This window comes from Leptospira neocaledonica, from assembly GCF_002812205.1.
In the GTDB taxonomy this organism is placed as follows: Bacteria; Spirochaetota; Leptospiria; order Leptospirales; family Leptospiraceae; genus Leptospira_B; species Leptospira_B neocaledonica.
The window spans coordinates 1-18,161 of record NZ_NPEA01000008.1; the positions used below are offsets into that span (position 1 = coordinate 1).

At 38.7% G+C, this 18,161-nt stretch carries 19 protein-coding genes; 9 read left to right on the forward strand and 10 right to left on the reverse strand.

All coding sequences use genetic code 11. The annotated features are described in order from the left end of the window. The first annotated feature begins 587 nt into the window (after positions 1 to 587). The 3 genes from CH365_RS14535 (at position 588) to CH365_RS14545 (ending at position 1,806) form a co-directional block, all read left to right on the forward strand. Positions 588 to 1,058, forward strand: coding sequence for an SCO family protein (locus CH365_RS14535; protein WP_244283212.1), 471 nt, complete (start codon positions 588 to 590; stop codon positions 1,056 to 1,058). A gap of 122 nt (positions 1,059 to 1,180) precedes the next feature. Further along, entirely contained in the window at positions 1,181 to 1,402 is a 222-nt protein-coding gene (locus CH365_RS14540; RefSeq protein WP_244283214.1) for a hypothetical protein, read from the forward strand. A 122-nt stretch (positions 1,403 to 1,524) separates the two neighbouring features. After that, complete coding sequence (locus tag CH365_RS14545; RefSeq protein WP_100769304.1) at positions 1,525 to 1,806, forward strand: hypothetical protein; 282 nt, start codon at positions 1,525 to 1,527, stop codon at positions 1,804 to 1,806. A gap of 90 nt (positions 1,807 to 1,896) precedes the next feature. Here the strand turns inward: CH365_RS14545 and CH365_RS14550 are convergent, their stop codons facing one another. The 3 genes from CH365_RS14550 to CH365_RS14560 form a co-directional block, all read right to left on the reverse strand. Then, positions 1,897 to 2,202, reverse strand: a complete 306-nt coding sequence (locus CH365_RS14550) for a hypothetical protein (protein WP_100769305.1) — start codon at positions 2,200 to 2,202, stop codon at positions 1,897 to 1,899. A 165-nt stretch (positions 2,203 to 2,367) separates the two neighbouring features. Next, positions 2,368 to 3,216, reverse strand: coding sequence for a pectate lyase (locus CH365_RS14555; RefSeq protein WP_100769306.1), 849 nt, complete (start codon positions 3,214 to 3,216; stop codon positions 2,368 to 2,370). 95 nt (positions 3,217 to 3,311) lie between these two features. Then, positions 3,312 to 3,812, reverse strand: a complete 501-nt coding sequence (locus tag CH365_RS14560) for a DoxX family protein (RefSeq protein WP_100769307.1) — start codon at positions 3,810 to 3,812, stop codon at positions 3,312 to 3,314. Between the two features lie 401 nt (positions 3,813 to 4,213). Between CH365_RS14560 and CH365_RS14565 the strand changes: the two genes are divergently transcribed. The 3 genes from CH365_RS14565 to CH365_RS14575 all read left to right on the forward strand — a co-directional run bounded on the left by CH365_RS14565 (position 4,214) and on the right by CH365_RS14575 (position 6,734). After that, positions 4,214 to 5,374: a glycosyltransferase family 2 protein gene (locus CH365_RS14565; RefSeq protein WP_100769308.1), complete on the forward strand. Its 1,161-nt coding sequence runs from the start codon at positions 4,214 to 4,216 to the stop codon at positions 5,372 to 5,374. A gap of 87 nt (positions 5,375 to 5,461) precedes the next feature. After that, complete coding sequence (locus tag CH365_RS14570; protein ID WP_100769309.1) at positions 5,462 to 6,004, forward strand: DJ-1 family glyoxalase III; 543 nt, start codon at positions 5,462 to 5,464, stop codon at positions 6,002 to 6,004. A gap of 1 nt (position 6,005) precedes the next feature. Beyond that, the gene (locus CH365_RS14575) at positions 6,006 to 6,734 is read left to right on the forward strand and encodes an SIR2 family NAD-dependent protein deacylase (RefSeq protein ID WP_100769310.1); all 729 of its coding nucleotides are present in this window, start codon (positions 6,006 to 6,008) and stop codon (positions 6,732 to 6,734) included. On the opposite strand, the gene CH365_RS14580 is transcribed toward CH365_RS14575, so the two are convergent. Genes CH365_RS14580 through CH365_RS14590 form a run of 3 tightly spaced genes read right to left on the reverse strand, consistent with a single transcriptional unit; the run spans position 6,722 to position 9,825 of the window. Then, on the reverse strand, positions 6,722 to 7,816 hold the full coding sequence (locus CH365_RS14580) for a DUF1574 domain-containing protein (RefSeq protein WP_100769311.1): 1,095 nt from the start codon (positions 7,814 to 7,816) through the stop codon (positions 6,722 to 6,724). The genes CH365_RS14575 and CH365_RS14580 overlap by 13 nt on opposite strands. 13 nt (positions 7,817 to 7,829) lie before the next feature. Then, a complete protein-coding gene (locus tag CH365_RS14585; protein WP_100769312.1) occupies positions 7,830 to 9,329 on the reverse strand; it encodes an MBOAT family O-acyltransferase in 1,500 nt (499 codons plus the stop codon). Positions 9,330 to 9,333: 4 nt separating this feature from the next. Further along, a complete protein-coding gene (locus tag CH365_RS14590) occupies positions 9,334 to 9,825 on the reverse strand; it encodes an NYN domain-containing protein (protein ID WP_208861224.1) in 492 nt (163 codons plus the stop codon). Positions 9,826 to 9,899: 74 nt separating this feature from the next. Here CH365_RS14590 and CH365_RS14595 point away from each other — a divergent pair, with 74 nt between their 5' ends. Continuing rightward, positions 9,900 to 10,748: a hypothetical protein gene (locus CH365_RS14595; protein ID WP_100769314.1), complete on the forward strand. Its 849-nt coding sequence runs from the start codon at positions 9,900 to 9,902 to the stop codon at positions 10,746 to 10,748. Between the two features lie 5 nt (positions 10,749 to 10,753). On the opposite strand, the gene CH365_RS14600 is transcribed toward CH365_RS14595, so the two are convergent. Continuing rightward, positions 10,754 to 11,215 (reverse strand): PaaI family thioesterase, encoded by a 462-nt coding sequence (locus tag CH365_RS14600; protein WP_100769315.1) that lies wholly within the window; start codon positions 11,213 to 11,215, stop codon positions 10,754 to 10,756. Between the two features lie 97 nt (positions 11,216 to 11,312). Between CH365_RS14600 and CH365_RS14605 the strand changes: the two genes are divergently transcribed. After that, complete coding sequence (locus CH365_RS14605) at positions 11,313 to 12,320, forward strand: patatin-like phospholipase family protein (RefSeq protein ID WP_100769316.1); 1,008 nt, start codon at positions 11,313 to 11,315, stop codon at positions 12,318 to 12,320. Between the two features lie 103 nt (positions 12,321 to 12,423). Further along, positions 12,424 to 13,002 carry a TetR/AcrR family transcriptional regulator gene (locus CH365_RS14610; RefSeq protein ID WP_020771550.1) on the forward strand — a complete coding sequence of 193 codons (579 nt, stop codon included), beginning with the start codon at positions 12,424 to 12,426 and terminating at the stop codon, positions 13,000 to 13,002. A gap of 235 nt (positions 13,003 to 13,237) precedes the next feature. On the opposite strand, the gene CH365_RS14615 is transcribed toward CH365_RS14610, so the two are convergent. The 3 genes from CH365_RS14615 to CH365_RS14625 all read right to left on the reverse strand — a co-directional run bounded on the left by CH365_RS14615 (position 13,238) and on the right by CH365_RS14625 (position 18,020). Next, entirely contained in the window at positions 13,238 to 15,151 is a 1,914-nt protein-coding gene (locus CH365_RS14615; RefSeq protein WP_100769317.1) for an AMP-dependent synthetase/ligase, read from the reverse strand. Between the two features lie 80 nt (positions 15,152 to 15,231). Continuing rightward, positions 15,232 to 16,344, reverse strand: coding sequence for an AraC family transcriptional regulator (locus CH365_RS14620; protein ID WP_100769318.1), 1,113 nt, complete (start codon positions 16,342 to 16,344; stop codon positions 15,232 to 15,234). 41 nt (positions 16,345 to 16,385) lie between these two features. Further along, positions 16,386 to 18,020, reverse strand: a complete 1,635-nt coding sequence (locus CH365_RS14625) for a glycerol-3-phosphate dehydrogenase/oxidase (protein ID WP_100769319.1) — start codon at positions 18,018 to 18,020, stop codon at positions 16,386 to 16,388. Positions 18,021 to 18,161 lie beyond the last annotated feature (141 nt).

Sequence of the window (18,161 nt, forward strand, 5' to 3'; positions counted from 1 at the left end):
AATTCGGTGAGTCACGCTACTCTATATGTTTTCGAAGAGACTTCCTCTTCCTTTCTAATTCATAATATTCTAACTTAAATTAAATATCTGAGATAACACTCAGTGCAAATAATGTATGTTCACGATTTTTGTCGTAGTGTAGGAATTCCTACATGAGTATGAAGATCACCCCCACCCAAGTTCGGGTGGAGGAGGTGGGCTTGTGGGAGAAGCCTTTTCCCCTATATAGTAAGATTCCTTAAACATCAACACCAATTTCCACCAACAGCGCATGTTGGAATTCCAACAAACCAGTCCAAAGTCTAAATAAGTTTTTCCCAAGAAATAACTTAAACTTAACATATTCATAAATAAATTTCCTTTAATTCTTCGAGGCCTTCTTTCAAGAAATTTTTTGAATAAAATATAAGTTATTCGTCTTTGGTAATATTAGAGGGTTTTTAAATACCTTTTTAAGTTGGATGCAAACGGATATTTGGAAACTTGCAATAGGTGGGCTAACGGTTCTATTTCCGTTGTTTTATTTTTTACCTAGCTCTTCTTCTGGAATGATGGAAGCGGACAGAAGCCTTCCCGAGTTTCAGATAATGGAAGAAGGTAATAGAAGCACCGACATACGCAATACCTTAATCGGAAAAGAAAATCTTGTCTATTTCGGATATCTAAATTGCAAGACGATATGTCATGGCAGTTTGCATAAATTAAAAAATCTAATTTCGAAACAAAAAGATCTAAGACTCGTATTTGTAAGTTTAGATCCAGAAAATGATACAGAAGAACGTTTCGAAAAATATTTTTCCGATCTAAAGGTGGAAACTAAATTTATTCGACTGGAATCAAGGGGTAGAGCCTTCGAACTTGCCAGACTTTTCGGGATTATGGCATTTTCTTCCAACGAAAGTGGGGATATAGACCATCCAGATTCGGTCCTTTGGGTTAATTCTCAAGCAAGGATCAAAGGATTAATTTTTGAATTTGATAAACATTGGGATCAAAGTCCAGAAGAACTTCTAAAATTTATAAGCGATAAAAAAGAACAAAAGTTTCTAAACATCTAAGCGATTCATAATAAACGAAAACAAAAACGGGATCGTTCGAAAGCTCGAATCCAAAATGAAATAGGTCCGAGACCCGATCTAGAAATAAACTTTTAGAAAAACAAACGGATATCCGGGTCACTGTGGCAGGTGCGTTGTTCAATGCTGGAGAAATTTCTCAAAATGTTCACCAAGCAACAGAAGCGGAAAAGAAAAGTTTAGAAGAGATCCGAAACTTTTTAGATCGGATCCAAAATTCGAACACTGTTATTGCGACCCAAGCAATTGAAGCGGCAGACCAAGCCAGAAAATGTGAAAAATTAAGTGATTCTTTGCAAAAACAGGTCCAGGAATTCAAAGCCTAATTCCAAAACAGAAACTGGAAATTTCTTTCTAAACTTAGAGAGATTTTTCCGATCTGCAAAATTTTTCGTTTGAAATATTTTCTTTCCAAGAAGAAGGTTCCTAATTGTTTTCGGACCTTATCATGAAAAAGTTTCTGTTTATCTCTGTATCCGCAATAGCGCTTGCGGTCTTTTTAGCAATTCCAGGCACAATTAGCTCCCAAAGCGGCGATATCGAAGCAGCCATACAAGCAGCTTGTAACCGTTTAGTCGAAGGTGGACTCTACAAAAGTTGCAAACCAGCCCCTGGATTCTCACTCGGGCAAGGTTATTATAGCCAATCCGCTCAAATTAAATGCCAATGTGAGAACAAATCCGATAACGGAAAAACGATCGTTACTATTTCTCTTTGGCAAGGATATTAATCCTTACTAGATAGAGTCCGAGCTTTCCAGAATCTGAAGTTTTAAAATTGGAAAACCGGAATTATGTCCAATCTCCGCCTAAAGAAAGGGTTATTTACTTTGGACATTTTTTAGCTCTTTTCGTTTCAAAACGATATTCGAAATCACGTCTTTGATCACATCCTTATAATAATATTGTCCTTCTTTCTGATCTTCTCCTGCCCAAAAGAAGAAAACTAAAAGCAGTCTTCCAGCATAAGCAAGCTCCGAATAGCTAATCTTATTATTGATCTGGATAAAGGCTACTTTTTGAACTTCCGTTCCTTGTTTATCGTTTGATGAAAGAATTCCGGATTCGTTAAAAACTTTTTTTGCCATTACATCCAAGACGATGGAGCAGAAGATAGAAAACACCATTTTCAGGATTCCTTCGCGTCCAATCTAATGCGACATAATACCTATTATCGGAAGTTGGGAATTCTTGGTCAGAGGAGCAAATTCTGCAGTATTTCCGAATCTTCGCCCATGCACGCCGAGATCACGATCCCAATTCTTCCTATTTGTCGAAGTGACTACAAAATCTCAAAAATCACTCAGATCATCATGCAAGATTAAATCGTCCAGATACACATTTGCATAATCAGTTCTGATGCCGGAAGTTCCCCAGCTAAAAGTTCCATCCGTGATAGACAATTGGAGAACATTATCTACGTAAAAATCTATATGATTTCCGATCGCAACCAAACTAAGCTTGTACCATTGTTTTGTTTGGAAAAACTTTGGATTTCCTGCCTGGTCTTTTAGAGTGCCGGTTGCCAATGTTGTATAAGTGCCGCAGAGTTTTTTCTTAAAATAAACGGTCCCATCACTTCGGAGAGATGCAACATACAGATCGTTTTCGGTTCTATATCTGGTAAATAGATGAATCCCTTGCCAACTATCCGAAGAAGTTTGCCAAGAATCTATGTAGAATCTTGCCTCCAATGCTTGATCCGTCCATTTAACACGTGAGCCATTATTCAAACCTTGGATCAGCATCCTGAAATTATAATCTTCCGTTTTCGCCCTTTTATATAGTCCCCCGGAAAGATGTTTAGATACCAAGGTTCCAGAAGTAACTTCAATATGAGATTGTAGAGCCTTATTAGAACTAGCTTCTATCACGCTTCCATCTACATAGGTTTCGAAACCCTCGAAGGAAACTCCAGCCGGAGTTTGCCATGGATAGACTTCACTTGATCCGCTGGGATAATAACCAGTACCTGGAAAAAATTCGTAAGTGCCAGGAGGATTACAAGAACTTGCCTCTAGTTGATTTCTCGTTTGGGCGGAAGGATCTAAAACTTGTTCCAAAATAATATTTGTTCCAAAATCGAAAACGCCTAAATATAGAACACTAGCAAAGCCTAACACTTTAAAGGTGGAATTCATATAGTCACCCGTCCGATTATTTTCGATCCGAGATCAAATTCCTTTTACTTTCGAAAGTCAAGCTCTTAATTAGAATTGAGTGCAATTCAGTATTATCACTCGATTGTTCCATTTAACGTTTTCTGATTTAAAATAAAATCCAAAGAAAAACGACCTGGTCCTGACAAATATAGAAATAAACATCCGAGCGCCTGCGAATACTCGGACCGAATCTCATGTAGAACTGCCCAAATTCCCAGAATCGGCGGAGCTTGAGGTGGTGCTAAAGGAGAAGTTCCGAAAAATAAAGGCAATTTCGTAAGATACATCGCCACAAGCATTTCTATAAAAAATACAATACTTAAAGGTTTTGTCAAAATTCCCAATACCAGCATTGTCCCCCCTATAATTTCTAAACCTCCTATAAATGCTGCTGTCATTTCCGGATTCGAAAATCCTAATTTTGTAAATCTCCCGATTCCTTGGTTTAGATAGAGAAATTTAATAATTCCCTCCCAGATAAAAACTCCTCCCACCAAAATCCGGATAATAATATTATTTCTGCTATTCTTTGTCTCAATGCGAAAGAAATGATTCGCTAAATTGCTCAGATACATGGTTTATTCCTTTATATAAACTGTTTTGCAGTTAGAAGGCAGAAAGATACAAAAAGTAGAAAGAATACAATAGAACCTGCATGAACGATAAAATTGGGAGTTTAAACTTCTGCGGGAATAACCGACCTCAAAAATTGTCCCCTCCTTCATTTAAATTTTCCCCATTTCTTTCCCATTCAGTCTAACTTAAATACATTTATATATTCTTGTTACGTGAATGAACCATTTTCGATTACAAGATGTAATACAAACCTAGACCGTATTACAAAATCCGAATAGACCGGTTTCTATTTTCAAAATCATATCGAGACTCCAGTCGGTATAGAAACTTTTTACTAGTATGTAATCAATTAATTACTTAAAATCTTGAATTCAAAACTTCCGGATAGAAATTTGGTCCTATGCGACCATCCGTTTCCGTTATACTCCCTACATACAACGAAAGCAAAAACCTACCTATCGCTGCGGATAGGATTACCCGGTCTCTATCCGATTACCGTCATGAGATCATTGTGGTAGATGACGATAGCCCTGATCATACCTGGGAAGTTGCGGAACATCTTCAGGAGAAAATCCCACAACTCAAAGTAATCCGAAGACTGACCGGGAAAGGATTATCTTCCGCAGTTTTAACTGGTATGGGTGCAGCAGAAGGAGAAGTTTTCGTAGTGATGGATTCGGACCTCCAACACGACGAAAAGATCCTTCCGGAGATGATTCGTTCTTTTTATGAAAGAGACGTGGATCTCTGCCTCGGGACCAGATATGCGAAAGGTGGATCCACAGGAAAATGGTCTTTAGCCAGAATTGGAATTAGCAGATTCGCGAATTTTCTAGCGAAAGGGCTTTTGGGTCTTCCTGTTTCAGATCCTATGAGCGGCTATTTTGGTATCAAACGTTCCGTATATTCCGATACAAAAAACGCAATCAATCCTAGGGGTTTTAAAATCCTTTTAGAATTTTTGGGAAGAAGTAAAGAAAATCTAAAAATAGAAGAAATTCCATATACATTCCAAACTAGAATGTATGGAGAAACCAAACTTAATAATTCAGTGATCAAAAGTTTCTTTTTGGCAATCCTTGATATTCGTTTCGGAAAATGGATTTCTCCTACATTTCTTCTTTATTCTCTCGTAGGAGCAAGCGGAGTACTTGTAAACCTAGTCGGGTTTTTAATCGCTGAACTATGCAAATTCCCGGATGTCCAAACCGGAATTTCCTTCTTGGATCCTTTTTCACTTTCCGTACTTTTCGGGATAGAACTTTCCATTCTGTCTAACTTCTTCCTCAACAACTACTTTACGTTTTACGAAAGAAGGTATTCCGGAAAAAATTTGACATTCGGATTTTTAGTATTCCATTCTGTGAGTATGGTAGGGATTTTAGTGCAGATGTCAGCCTTCCACTTCATCTACTATTCGATTTTTAAACAGTGGAATGGAGTCTCGGAACTTACTTTAAAATTCGGTGCAGATATTCTCTCGATTCTTACTGCAATGGTTTCGAATTATTTCCTGAATTCTAATCTAACTTGGTCCCAAAAGCCGGAATTAAAAACCTAAAGTTTTAATTGATTTCTTCTCTATAATTCTTAATTTATATTGAAGAAGGTCTTCTACCTTCTTTAGTCACAGTAATTGGAGAAGATTATGCCGAAGGTTCTGGTTCCTTTTGCAGACGGAATGGAGGAAATGGAAGCTGTCATCGTAATAGATGTGCTTCGAAGAGCTGGAATAGAGGTAATCTCTGCCGGAATTTCCACGAATACTATCATAGCTTCCCGAGGAGTAAAATTAGTTTCCGATTCTCTTTTATCGGAGGTGGATCCTTCTAGTTTTGATATGATCGTTTTGCCAGGAGGAAATCAAGGCACCAAAAATCTGAACGCAAGCCCCCTGGTTTCGGAAATATTAAAAATTTTTAAAAAAGAAGATCGCTGGATCGGAGCAATTTGTGCTGCACCGAATGTTCTACTGACTCATTCCATTCTTCAAAACCAAAAATTTACCGCTTTTCCCGGAAGTGTTCCCTCGAATGAAAAATACACTGGAAGCAGATTGGAACTCTCCGATAAAATTTTAACTAGCCTAGGCCCTGGCTCTGCGTTTGAATTTTCTTTAAAAATTATTGAACTTCTTTCCGGGATAGAAAAAAGAAAAGAAGTAGAAAAAAACTTATATCTTCCTTCTTAAGATGCAAATCTCTCAACAGATAAAAGATAAATTCAAGAACTCTAAAAACATCTTAGCACTCACGGGAGCAGGAATTTCTGCGGAAAGTGGTGTTCCAACATTTAGGGGAAAAGAAGGTCTTTGGAAACAATATAGAGCGGAAGAACTCGCGACACCTCAGGCATTTTTTCGAGATCCAAAACTAGTTTGGGAATGGTATCTTTGGAGAATGGAATTGATCACCACAAAGTCTCCGAATCCTGCTCACTTTGCATTGGCGGAATTGGAAAACAAAAGATCCAATTTTAATTTGATCACTCAAAATGTGGATGGCCTTCATAAAAAATCAGGCTCTAAAAAGATCATTGAGATCCACGGAAATATTTTTAGAAACAGATGTACCGATTGTGACAAAACTTACGATTCGGATCTTCTTATTCTTAAAAATTCAACGGAGTGTCCGAACTGTAAAAGTATAGTCAGGCCGGATGTTTTATGGTTTGGAGAAAGTTACGATACGGACCTATTAAATCAGGCAATCTCCCTTGCAGAAAAATCGGAACTCGTTTTTATCATCGGTTCTTCCGGAGCCGTAGGAATTCCTGTGGAACTTGCAAGAATCGCTAAAGAAAACGGTGCATTTGTAATAGAAATTAATACGGATCAAAGCGGCTACAGTAGATACGCTGACTTATTCTTACAAGGGAAAGCGGGAGAAATTCTACCCGAACTTATTCCTTACTTTGTCTGAGTTTTCGGGAAAGTTTCTTCTAACTTTTTGAAAATATAATCACCGAAGACCGGAAAACAATTCGGAGACATATGCCCAGGATCGGCAAATTCTTCACAATTACAGCTGGGATCCTCGTTCATATTCCAGAAAGCAGTTCCTGTTTCTTGGTTGAACTTTTCTATGATAGGCTTCCAGATTTCCATTGGAGTTTTTAGACCCTCAGAGGTTTCCACTTTTCTATTCATATACAGATTAAAATATGGACGGGCAACCTTTACCCAAATAGTAGCATAAGGTATTTTATATTCTTTTAATATACGAATTGAATCCCTTTGCATATCGAACATATTTGTATGGAATGTATAAGGTTTTAAATAAGAGGAAAAATCCATCTCGGATGCTTGGACGAGCTGCTCATCCGTATGTTTTTGATTAACAAGTTCCCTTGGAGTGCTCCCTTTTTCCTCTTTCAACGCTGTGAGTATTTCTTGGACCGCTGCCTTATATACTTTCGCTAGAGCGGACGAATTTTGCATTCTTTCCGAAATTCTCCATAATTTAGGCCTGTCTCGATAGGTATGAAATAGATGTTTAGATATAAATACGGATAATTCTTCTCTGGAATATTTAGTCCAATGTCTCAATATAAATTCAGAGGAAAGTCCGTGAATTAATACTTCATCTAAGGCGAGAACCGGGGTTTTATTATAAATTTCTAATGATTGGTCTAAAAGAACAAAATCCGGTCTAGTGCCGTCCGATTTAAATCTTTCTATCCAGTATAAGAAGTAATCTGGAGAACCGCCAGGAACGGAAAAATTATAAAGCACCCAATCCGAATGTCTTTTTTCCAACTCTTTTGTCGGAAGCAAAAGTGCTCTAGAATTTCCGAAAAAGACCAAGACTTTTTTACGGGTAGATGGATCCTTCTTCAGATATTCTTTCAGATCCGAATACAAATCCTCTTTGCTGATAAAATTCAGATGAGACAATGTATTAGAATAATAATATTGAAAGAACTCCAGGGTAAATAAACGGTCCAAACCTAAAGAGATCAAAAGAACAAGTAGAGGAAGAAGTAAGAATGTATTCTTTTTCATAGTTATTTCCGGCCTAGAACTGGCAATAAATACAAGCGCCGGAATCCTCCGATAATAATGCGATTGCAAAGACCGTTCCGACTCCGCAGGCAACAAGCAACCAATCTTTTCCCCTTCCCCATTCTAATAATCGATCTTTTCTAGATTGGATCCAATGAAATACGATAAATCCTAAATATGAATATCCGATCTTTTCGATATTCTTCATAGATTCCAAAAGAAAAGGAGAAGGTCCCGTAACCAAGGAAATCGAATTTTCTATCCAACCAAAGCCTAAGGATTGTAAAGATGAAGAAAGATAATTTGGAGTATTAGTCACAAGCCCAACGACATGTTGAAGCATCTTAGTTGCAGAATTTGCCCTGAACAGGATTGCGCTAAAAGAAAATAAACAAAATACAAATTGTATTCTTAAGAAATTGAGAATTTTACTTTTGGAATCTTCGTCGTTCCAACCGAACTTACCTACTAAAAATCTTTCGAACGCAAGTATAACACCCCAATAAAATCCCCAGGCGATAAATGTATAATCCGCTCCATGCCAAACACCACCGACAGTCATAGTGATGATCAGGTTCAGATAAGTTCGCCATTCTCCTTTTTTACTTCCGCCCAAAGGAAAATAAATATAATCCCTAAGCCAAAAAGAAAGACTCATATGCCATCTCTGCCATAATTCTCTTCCGGAAGGAGAAAACAATGGTGCGTTAAAGTTTTCAGGAAGTTCAAATCCGAAATAAAGTCCCACAGCTCTTGCCATATCGGTCAAACCTGAAAAATCACAATACACTTGGATCGCATAGCCGAATGCTGCCAGAACAAGAGATACATTATCATACTGTCCCGGATTTGAAAACACGGGAGCGATCACGCCTGCCACAGGATCTGCAATCAAAACTTTTTTGACCAACCCGGAGATCATCAAATAAGAAGCGCGAACAATCTTATCTTTGTCAGGACTTAGATGTCCTATATTTATGAAATAGTCCTTGGCTCTTAAAATCGGCCCCACAATCAGAACAGGGAAGAATATTACGAAACCAAGATATTGCTTTAGTCCTATAATTTCTCCTTCAGGTTTACGATATGCGTCCACGGCAGCCGCAATCATCTGGAAACTGTAGAAACTCACCGCTAAAGGGAGAGAGATCTGTAATATTCTGGGAACTTCGTCGAAAAATGGGTACTTAGTAAGATCAAAAAGTATCCTGTTGATAAAGTAAAAATACTTAAAGAACCCCAAATTGATCGCGTTCAAAAGAACAGCAAAGATCATCCAAACTTTCGGTTTCGCAGAAGTTTTGATCTTAAAATATGCGAGATAATTGAATAGAACGATTATTAGGAAATGTAGAAAGAAGTAGAAACCGCTTAATAAGGTAGAAGACGCTACCACATAAAAGATACCGCTGGAAATGAGTAAAAAATCGGATCTTTTCTTTTCCGGAAGAAGCCAATAGATAGAATATACGATAGAAAAAAAAACGAAAAATAAGATCGAATTGTAGAGCACTCTTTTACTTTCCCTTCTTGAATAGTTCCTTCCAGTAGAGAATCTCTCCCGGAGAAAGTTTTGCACCTGAGTCCTTTTCTTCCCGAACGGGTTTTTCAGCCAAGGCGCTTTCTATTTTTTTTACGAACTCTTCGGATAGTATAGGTTTTGTTCCCAGTCTTTTTGCAAAAGCCAAAATTTCCTGGTCGGAAGTCACCACGAATAGATCCGCAGGCCTAGGAGCAAATTTGATATATTCCTTGATCAAATCATCCGCCTTTCTGTCCCGGCTGAAATAAACGTGTATTTTTCCGTACGAATCTTCTTTGGTTTCGTTCCCTTTTTCTTTTTTGCCATCGAAGAATACATGGACTTTAGAACTTTTCAGTTTAGAAGAATAAGATTCCAAAATTCTCAAGAGGCCTACTCTGGCATCCCTCAATCGATTGGAATACATATACTCTTCCAATTCAGGAATTTTGTAAATCAGATTGAAACCGTCTACGACTAAATGCATCCCTTTAAAACTAGTGACCAGAATGTATGTTTTGGAAAAACTTGTAAACACCGAACCGAATCGGACAATGGCACATGGTGGAAGCAAATTCCCAACCGGCAAAATCTTCTAAAATCCGAAATTTTATACAAACGGTAAAATATTGGAGAAGTGTTTTACCCGGCACAGCAAGAGATTATTTTCTTTTAGGCCTAGCCGCAATCGACGTATTCTTTTTATTATTTGTAAACTCCTATAAGGAATTCATCCATAAGGATATTCCCGCTTACGTGCTTGCTTTCGATCTATTTGTCATATTTTTATGGGGAATAGAAGTTTGGATCAAGGTCCGACAGAAAAAAGATATCAAAAAATATTTGAGAACCAATTGGTACGAACTTATAGGTATCGTTCCTCTTTATTTCCTCCGCCCATTTTTACTATTAAGAGGCGTTAAACTAGCAATCGCATTTTATAGGTTCGGGACATCTGGCCAAAACGTAAGCGAAGTTCTAACGAGAGAGATCACATTCAGATTTAGGGATGTGATCGTGGACACTATTGCAGATGCGGTATTTTTACATTCTTTAGAAAGAGTGGAAGAAGTAATGCTAAGATTAGATTATAGTCAGCTTGCAAAGGAAGCCATTTCCAAACATAATGATCAACTCAACTCCAAGGTAAACGAATCCTTACAGTCCAAGTTTTTATTAGAAGAATTATCCAAGATACCTTTTATGTCCGAGGTATCCAAAAAGTTAGGACATGATATCGGAAGAATGATCGCAGAGGTATTAGAAACAGAAGTGATCGGTGATATCATGAAAGATATCACCGCAAATATCTTAAAAGAAATGGCAGAACATGTAAAAAAACTTCCGTTAGAAAGAATCACGGAACCAAAAGACGATATTCCTTCTCCTCCTGCCATCCCGGAAACTTAAGTGTCTCAGGTAGCACCGCCAGGTAATCTTAATATCAAAACTTGAGTTGTGGACTTTGCGAGAAGTTTACCTTCTTCATCAAAAGCTTCTCCTTCTAGATAAATATGTTGGTTTCCTCTAGCTACAACCTTTGCTTGTACGGTGATCCTTTGATTCTCTTTTACCATCCGGATATAACTAACGCTTAATTCCAGAGTCGTAGTAGGTTTACCCGCCGCCAAATAACATAATGGACCGAAAGTATTGTCAAATGCAGCCGCTAAAAATCCGCCCTGGAAAACTCCCATCGGATTGGAGAACCTAGGCTCCACATAAAAACTGCAGACCATCTCCTTCTTACGTACATATGAAACGAATTCCCCGGACAATTCTTTGAAAGCGGGAGGTGGAACTTTTAGACCTGGGGCGGCTTTTGAAAACTTCTCCCATTCTTTCTGCATATCTTCTAAATCTTTTTGATTCGCCAAGGTAGATCTCCTAGTCTATATTCCGATCTTGTAAAGAAATTGGATTCGGGCAAATTAAAATTGCCATGATTTGGTGACACAACCATTATGTAGGAAAATGAACCCATTCTTTTCTCTCGATACCAAACTAAAAAACGGTCTCCGGACCGCATGGCAGGAGCTGGGAATCAAAAAGGAAATCGCTCTTGCAATTGCAGGTGGTGGGATCAAAGCGTTTTACGGGCTGGGTTTTGCATATACACTAAGAACCTGGGGAATCAAAATTAAAGAAGTTTCTGGGGTGAGTGCCGGGGCCGCAATGGCAATCAGCACATTATCCGAAACGGAAGAAGACAGTTCGAATTATTTCCAAGAACTGACCAAACGAAATCCGAAAAACTTTTATTGGAATAGACTACTCAGGATCAGTGCTCCCTTTCCTCATCATGGGATAGCGAGAAGGACTGTAGAATATTGCCTTCGATTTTCCAAACTTATATCCAAAGCTGCAAAGATTAGGATCCATACAGTAGAGATCCCAAATGAAAGTTTAGACAAAAATAAAAAGGGTAAACCGATCCAAAGACTCTTGTTCGCTAAGGCAGCTTCTATCATACGCGCTTATTTTAAGGACGAAACATTACGGAGAAAGGGAGAACAACCTTTTGCGGTATTGCAAAAAATGAAAGATTGGGGATGGAGAGAAAAAGTTTTTACGGAGAAGGACCTAACCGATCCGGAAACAATCACCCAGATCGTAATGAACTCTTGCTCTGCATTCCCTGTTTTGCCGCTCCAAAGTTTTAACGGAAATTATTATCTAGATGGCGGCTTAACAAATAATCTTCTGCTTGAGGACTTCTCCTCTGACCTTCCTAAGATAGGAGTATTCTATGAACCCACTACGCTGGTCGGAAAATCAGCCTCGATTCTATCGGATACTCTACTTGTTTCCCCCGAGGGTCCATTTATTGAACAAGGATTTGATTATACTAGTCCAAGCCTTGTAAGGTATGCATTCGAAACTGGACGCAAGGATGCAGAAGAACAGAAGGAAAGGATCTTGGGTCATCTGGACCCAAACTGGAAAAAACACTTGCATTCTTTTTTCGAACAAATAAAATAATTAACTTGCTCCTGAAAAAGATAGGGTTATTCCCTATCCTTCTTCCGGGAGCTTTAGAATTAGCGAAAACGGTAAATAGAAAAAAACTTTCAGGACCCAGGAAATGCCTAAAATCGTAAATCACGAAAAATACAAAGCCGAGATTCTCTCCAAATGTGTGGATATTTTGGCTAGGCGAGGGTATTCGGCAGTTTCCATGAGAGAAATCGCCACCGAATTGGATGTTTCCACCGGAACTCTCTACCATTATTTCTCCACTAAAGAAGATATATTTAAAGAACTCGTAAAGTTCGTATTAAACAAGGACATCGAAGAATTACAGGTATATTCGAAGGGAGAAGACAACCAAACCATCGAAAAAAGAGTAGAAGCACTCTTTACAATGGTAAAGGACAGAGAAACCTATTTCCAAAATCTTCTATATATCATCTGTGACGTTTCTAGATTAAAAAATCATGAAGAAGAAAAACAACTGATCGCAGAAGCGATGAAAGAATACGTTACGATCATTACTAAACATCTAGGCATCACGAATCCGAATCTGAACAGACTTCTTATCAGTATTATTTTAGGAACTGTAGGCCAAAGAATTGTAGACCAAGAATCCATTAAACTGGATGAGGTTGCGGAAGTAGTAAAAGATTTTATGGGAGTAGTTCTCGCGAACACTTTTACATTCTGAAGTTTTAAGTCTCGAAACCCGCGGGATTGCTTGAACTTTTTCTCCATCCTAAGAATAGACGATTTGTTGGAATTCCAACAAGATCTTTGTTTAAAAAATTAATTGTAAAAATTAGGATCTTGTGATATAGCAACGGGCGCTCTCCCACGAGCCACTCCCCGCCACCCAAAGCCGGGCGGGGGCAGCACTTTCAAACATGTTGGAGCTCCAACACACTCAGAGACAAAAATTTCTCTTATCTCAAAACCTCTTCCTTTTTACCCGAATAAATATCTCGAATCAATCCTGAATATTTATCAGTCACCACATGACGTTTTACGGAAAGTTTTGCAGTGAGTTCATCTCCAGTCTCGAAAGGTTTAGGCAATAATCTAAAGTCCACTACCCTTTCGAAAGACTTGAATCCATTCGCTGAAGAAATGGAATTTTTGATCACCCCTTGGATCTTTACCGCACATTTCGCTTCTTCTTCCGCTGAACTGAATCCGATGCCCGGCTTGTAATCCGGAAAAAATTCTGGATTCGGAACAATCAAAGCTGAAAGATATTTTTGATCCTGACCGATCACCATACATTGAAGTATAAATTCGGACTGGCTCAGAATATTTTCGATCGGGACCGGTTCAACATTCTCCCCACCTAATAGAACAATGGTTTCTTTTGTTCTACCTACAATTTTCAGACAATTATTGTAAGTCATCATTCCCAGGTCTCCGGTATTAAACCATCCGCCATTCATCACCTTGCGAGTATTTTCCTCGTCATGATAATATCCGGACATAACCTGATCTCCTTTTACATGGATCTCTCCCTTGGTTGAATAGCCTTTAGGTCCACCTTCTTCCGTAGTCCAAAGAATTTTAGAAGTATTAGGATCCACTACTCTGAGAGAAGTTTCCTTATACAATGGACCTACTGTTCCCATCACCGCCTCATTCAAAATACGGACGGAGATCACAGGAGAAGTTTCAGTCAAACCATATCCTTCCAAAACCTGGATTCCTATCGCGTTAAAAAATTTGTCTACATGGTTCGGAAGAGCTCCTCCTCCGGAAACAGTTCCTTTCAATTTTCCACCGGTAGCTTGACGGATCTTATTCAAAACGATTAGATCCAAGAGTGTTGCCGGAAGAATATTCAAAATATATTGTAGAATCTTGAATATCCCCACAAACAAAGAAACAATTACATTTCTACCAGTCAGATCCAATTCTCTAAAACCTAGCCAACGTTTTGCAGACTGAATATTTGAAGAGAAGAAGAGCGCCGCATGAAATAAACTTTGTTTTACACTAGAAGACTTAGCTACCGTCGCATAAATCCCCTGGTACACACTTTCCCAAAGTCTAGGCGCCGAGGCCATAAATGTTGGTTTCACTTTTTTTAGATCTTCCTTCAACGTTCTCACGGAAGAATAATACGTACCCGCTCCGAAATGGATACATACCATCTCAAACATTCTTTCAAAACTATGCCATACAGGAAGAATGGAAAGTATCCTTTCTCCTGCAGCAAGTTTGATCGGGATACGATTGATTTGGGACATGATATTCTTATGAGTTAAAGGAACTCCTTTTGGACGTCCCGTTGTTCCAGCGGTGTAGATGAGCGTAAAAAGATCATCCTCCTGGATTTGGGAAATTCTTTTCTCCATCTCACGGTTGCCTTTTTCTCTCAGTTCTTTTCCTCTCTGCACCAGATCCCAAAACCTAAGCTCTTTTCCTGTACCCTTAGCATTCTTATCTATTAGAATTATTGTATGTACATTCTGGATAGCACTTTGGTTTTGATGCAGTTTCTTTAGCACGGAATCGTTTTCCGCAAACACGATAGTGGATCCACTATGAGGAAGAATATGGTTTAGGTCCGAATCGGTAACATCAGTTCCTCTCGGTACATCCGCCCCTCCCGCCATCACAATCGCATAATCTGCAATAATCCATTCTAAACGGTTATCTGCAAGAACGGCAGCATGTCCCTTATACGGAAATTCCAATTCTATAAGTGCTGTCCCGAGTTGTAATCCTAACTCGTACAATTCGGAAAAACTTACTGAGTCAAATTCTCCAGAAGAATTTTTAGTAAGAAACGCAGGTCTTTCCCCATATTTATTTTTGGACGATTGATATAAATCGGCAAGAGTTTTCATGCCACCTCCTAGGATGGTGGAAAGTATAGAGGTCGCTTGGAACTTTGTCGTCCTGGCGTATAACTCAGGACGTGCGAATTTTAAAATTTTAAAGAAGCCTTATACTGGATGGCTGTTTTTCTGAAGTCGCTCGGTGTAGAATCCGCAAACTTCTTAAAAGCTTCGTTAAATGCCGATTTTGAGTTAAATCCAACCGATTCAGAGATTGCTAAAATGGAACGGTCCGGATCTTCTAAGAGTAGAACCTTCGCTTCTTCTACCCTCCATGAATTGATATAATCTGAAAATTTCATGGATAGACGTTGGTTTAGAAATTCGGAAAGCTGGTGGTTAGTGAGTCCCAGCTCTTCAGCAAGTTGAGAAAGTGTGAGATCTTCATCTGCGTAAACCTTCTCCCTTCTCATCAATGTTTCCAGACGATCTTTGATTTTGGATTCATCCATTCCTTTCAGTCTGGATTTTTTATAACGGACTTCTCTTAAACTTTTTCCTACAAAGCCTAACCAATTCGGTTCTCTTTGAGAAAGTAAAAATCCGATCACCAATAGAACAGGAAGACTGAAAATACTTTCTTTTACGAATTCAATTCTTCTTAATATAGAACCTGTGAGTCCCCAGAAAATGACAAAACAAACCAAGCAGATGAAGAGTAAAAACATTCTTCTGGCTCTTTCTTCGTTTTCGTCTTGTTCCGAGCGAAATAAATAACTTCTGTATATCCAAAGTAATGGCAGAAAATAGGATAAGATCGAAATTTTAGGAGTGATCTGCAAAAAAGCAAGGATACTGGAATAAGTTCCTCCTTGCATAATGTTTTGTAATGTGTGAACTCTAAGTTCTTCTCCACCTAACCAAAAAGGTAAAAGTAAAATTACACAGATTAAATTGGGTAGAAAGTGAAGAAGTATCTCTTTTTTAGAAAGTTCCAGCCCGAGTAATGTGATTTGAAAGTGAATATAGAGAAGTGGCGCAATTCCCAACGCAAAAGGAATATGGATCGCATATAAGATGGGATACGTTTTGACTAGTCCAGAAAGGAATGTTGCAGCTCCTACCAGCCAGAAAGAAGAGCAAAACATAATTAGGGAGGCTCTGGTCCTTTCTCCAAGCGATGCAGGAGAAAGTAAGATCCCCAAAGACCAGACCCAACCGAAGGCGATTCCGAAAACTAAATAAGCAGTTTCTAAATCCATCTAACTTACTTAGAGATATCAGATCGAAACTAGATTAAAAGTCAAAAATGATAACGAGAAAGTATCTCAGAGCTTTCCGCTTTCTTACGAGCGGGGTTCCAGCCCAATGTTTTTCCTAATTCATCTACAATTTTATGCAAGGATTCGGAAGAAGGTGCGCCAGGCACTCCTACTCCGGATCTTCGAAAGAAAAAATCGGTTCCCTTCTCCACTTTTTCTTCGGAAGCAATATAACGGATCTCTGCTGTACTGAATTTTTCTCCATTATTCAAGGTTACAGATTCGTCATTTGCCTTCTGGTATTTTAGGACTTCGTAGGCTAAACTTCCATACCGAGCTCCCAAAGTTTCCAGATATTCTCCCGAAAGTTTAGAATATTTTTTGCTGAGTCCTTTGACTAAAGAAGAATGATCCGAAAATTCTCCGGACGATAGCGGGATCTGATCCGTTTCACAAGGCAAAAATTTTCCGGGAAGATATTCGCATAGTTTATCAGTGATCTTCTCCGCTAAATGTCTACTAGTCGTATATTTTCCGCCTAAGGCAGTAAAAAATCCAGGAAGCCCTTTTTCCTTATGATCTAAAATTTCAGTTTTACGCGAAGCGTTGTAAGTATCCGATTTTTCTCCCGGATCTTCTACCAAAGGCCTCATTCCACCATAATAAAAATCTACATCGGATTCCGTTAGATCCGAATATCCGAATGCATAATTAATTTCTTCTAATAGACCTTGGATATCCGATTTAGTGACCTTAAATTTATCGGGAGAATCCGAGAAAACTGTGTCCGTTGTTCCTACGATCGTTTTACCTCTCCAAGGTAGAACGAACATATGGGTTTTATCTCTTTTCTTTAATACGATCGCCTTAGAAACAGTTAAAGCTCTGATTACAATATGGATTCCTTTGGATCGGACGAGAACCTTATCCATTCCTACTCCTGCCAAAGATTCTACAAAATCCGCCCAGGGACCTGCGGCATTTACTACTGTTTTTGCAAATACCGGATAAGTTTTGCCGCTTCTTTTATCTTTTAAGATTGCTTGGTATACTTCTCCTTGCTGAGAAATCGCGACTAGTTCAGTATAATTAAGAGCAGTCCCCCCTTTTTTTTCAGCGGAGAAGATGAACTCGCATGTATGTCTTTCCGGATTCGTGTTCTGGTAATCGTAATATAAAAATCCACCTTTCAGGCCTGCTCTAGGCAGGCTTGGTGCTTCCATCACTACTTCTTCCGGTGATAAAAATCTGTATTTTGGAATCCAAGAATCTGAACTGATTTCTTTATTTCTATCGTACGAAAAATAATCGTACATTCCAAGGCCGATATTCGTGATCCACTTTTCCGAATTAGAATAAATTGGAATAATAAAGCCTAAGGTTTTGAGTGCATGAGGACTGATCTTTGCGAGGATTCTTCTTTCTCTTAATGATTCTCTCACTAAGCCAAACTCTGCATTTTTTAAATATCTTAAACCTCCGTGTATTAACTTGGAGGTGGCCTGAGTAGTTCCCGAAGCAAAATCATTCTTTTCTACCAAAAGTGCCTTTAACCCGCGTAAGGTGGAATCCCACAAAGTAGTAGCACCAGTAATCCCTCCCCCTATCACTAAGGTATCGAAAACTTGAGAAGAAATCGGAAAAGAAGGAGTTTTAGCGTGTTTCGTTTTGGCCATAGATTCACAGCTTACATTTGAGAACTCGGTCGGTCAAGACTTTAGAAATTACACAAGTTCTTTACTCCAAATCAGTAGATGATAATTTATGTTTAGACCCGGTTCTTATTTCCCACTTATTTTAGGGACTTGAACCGAACG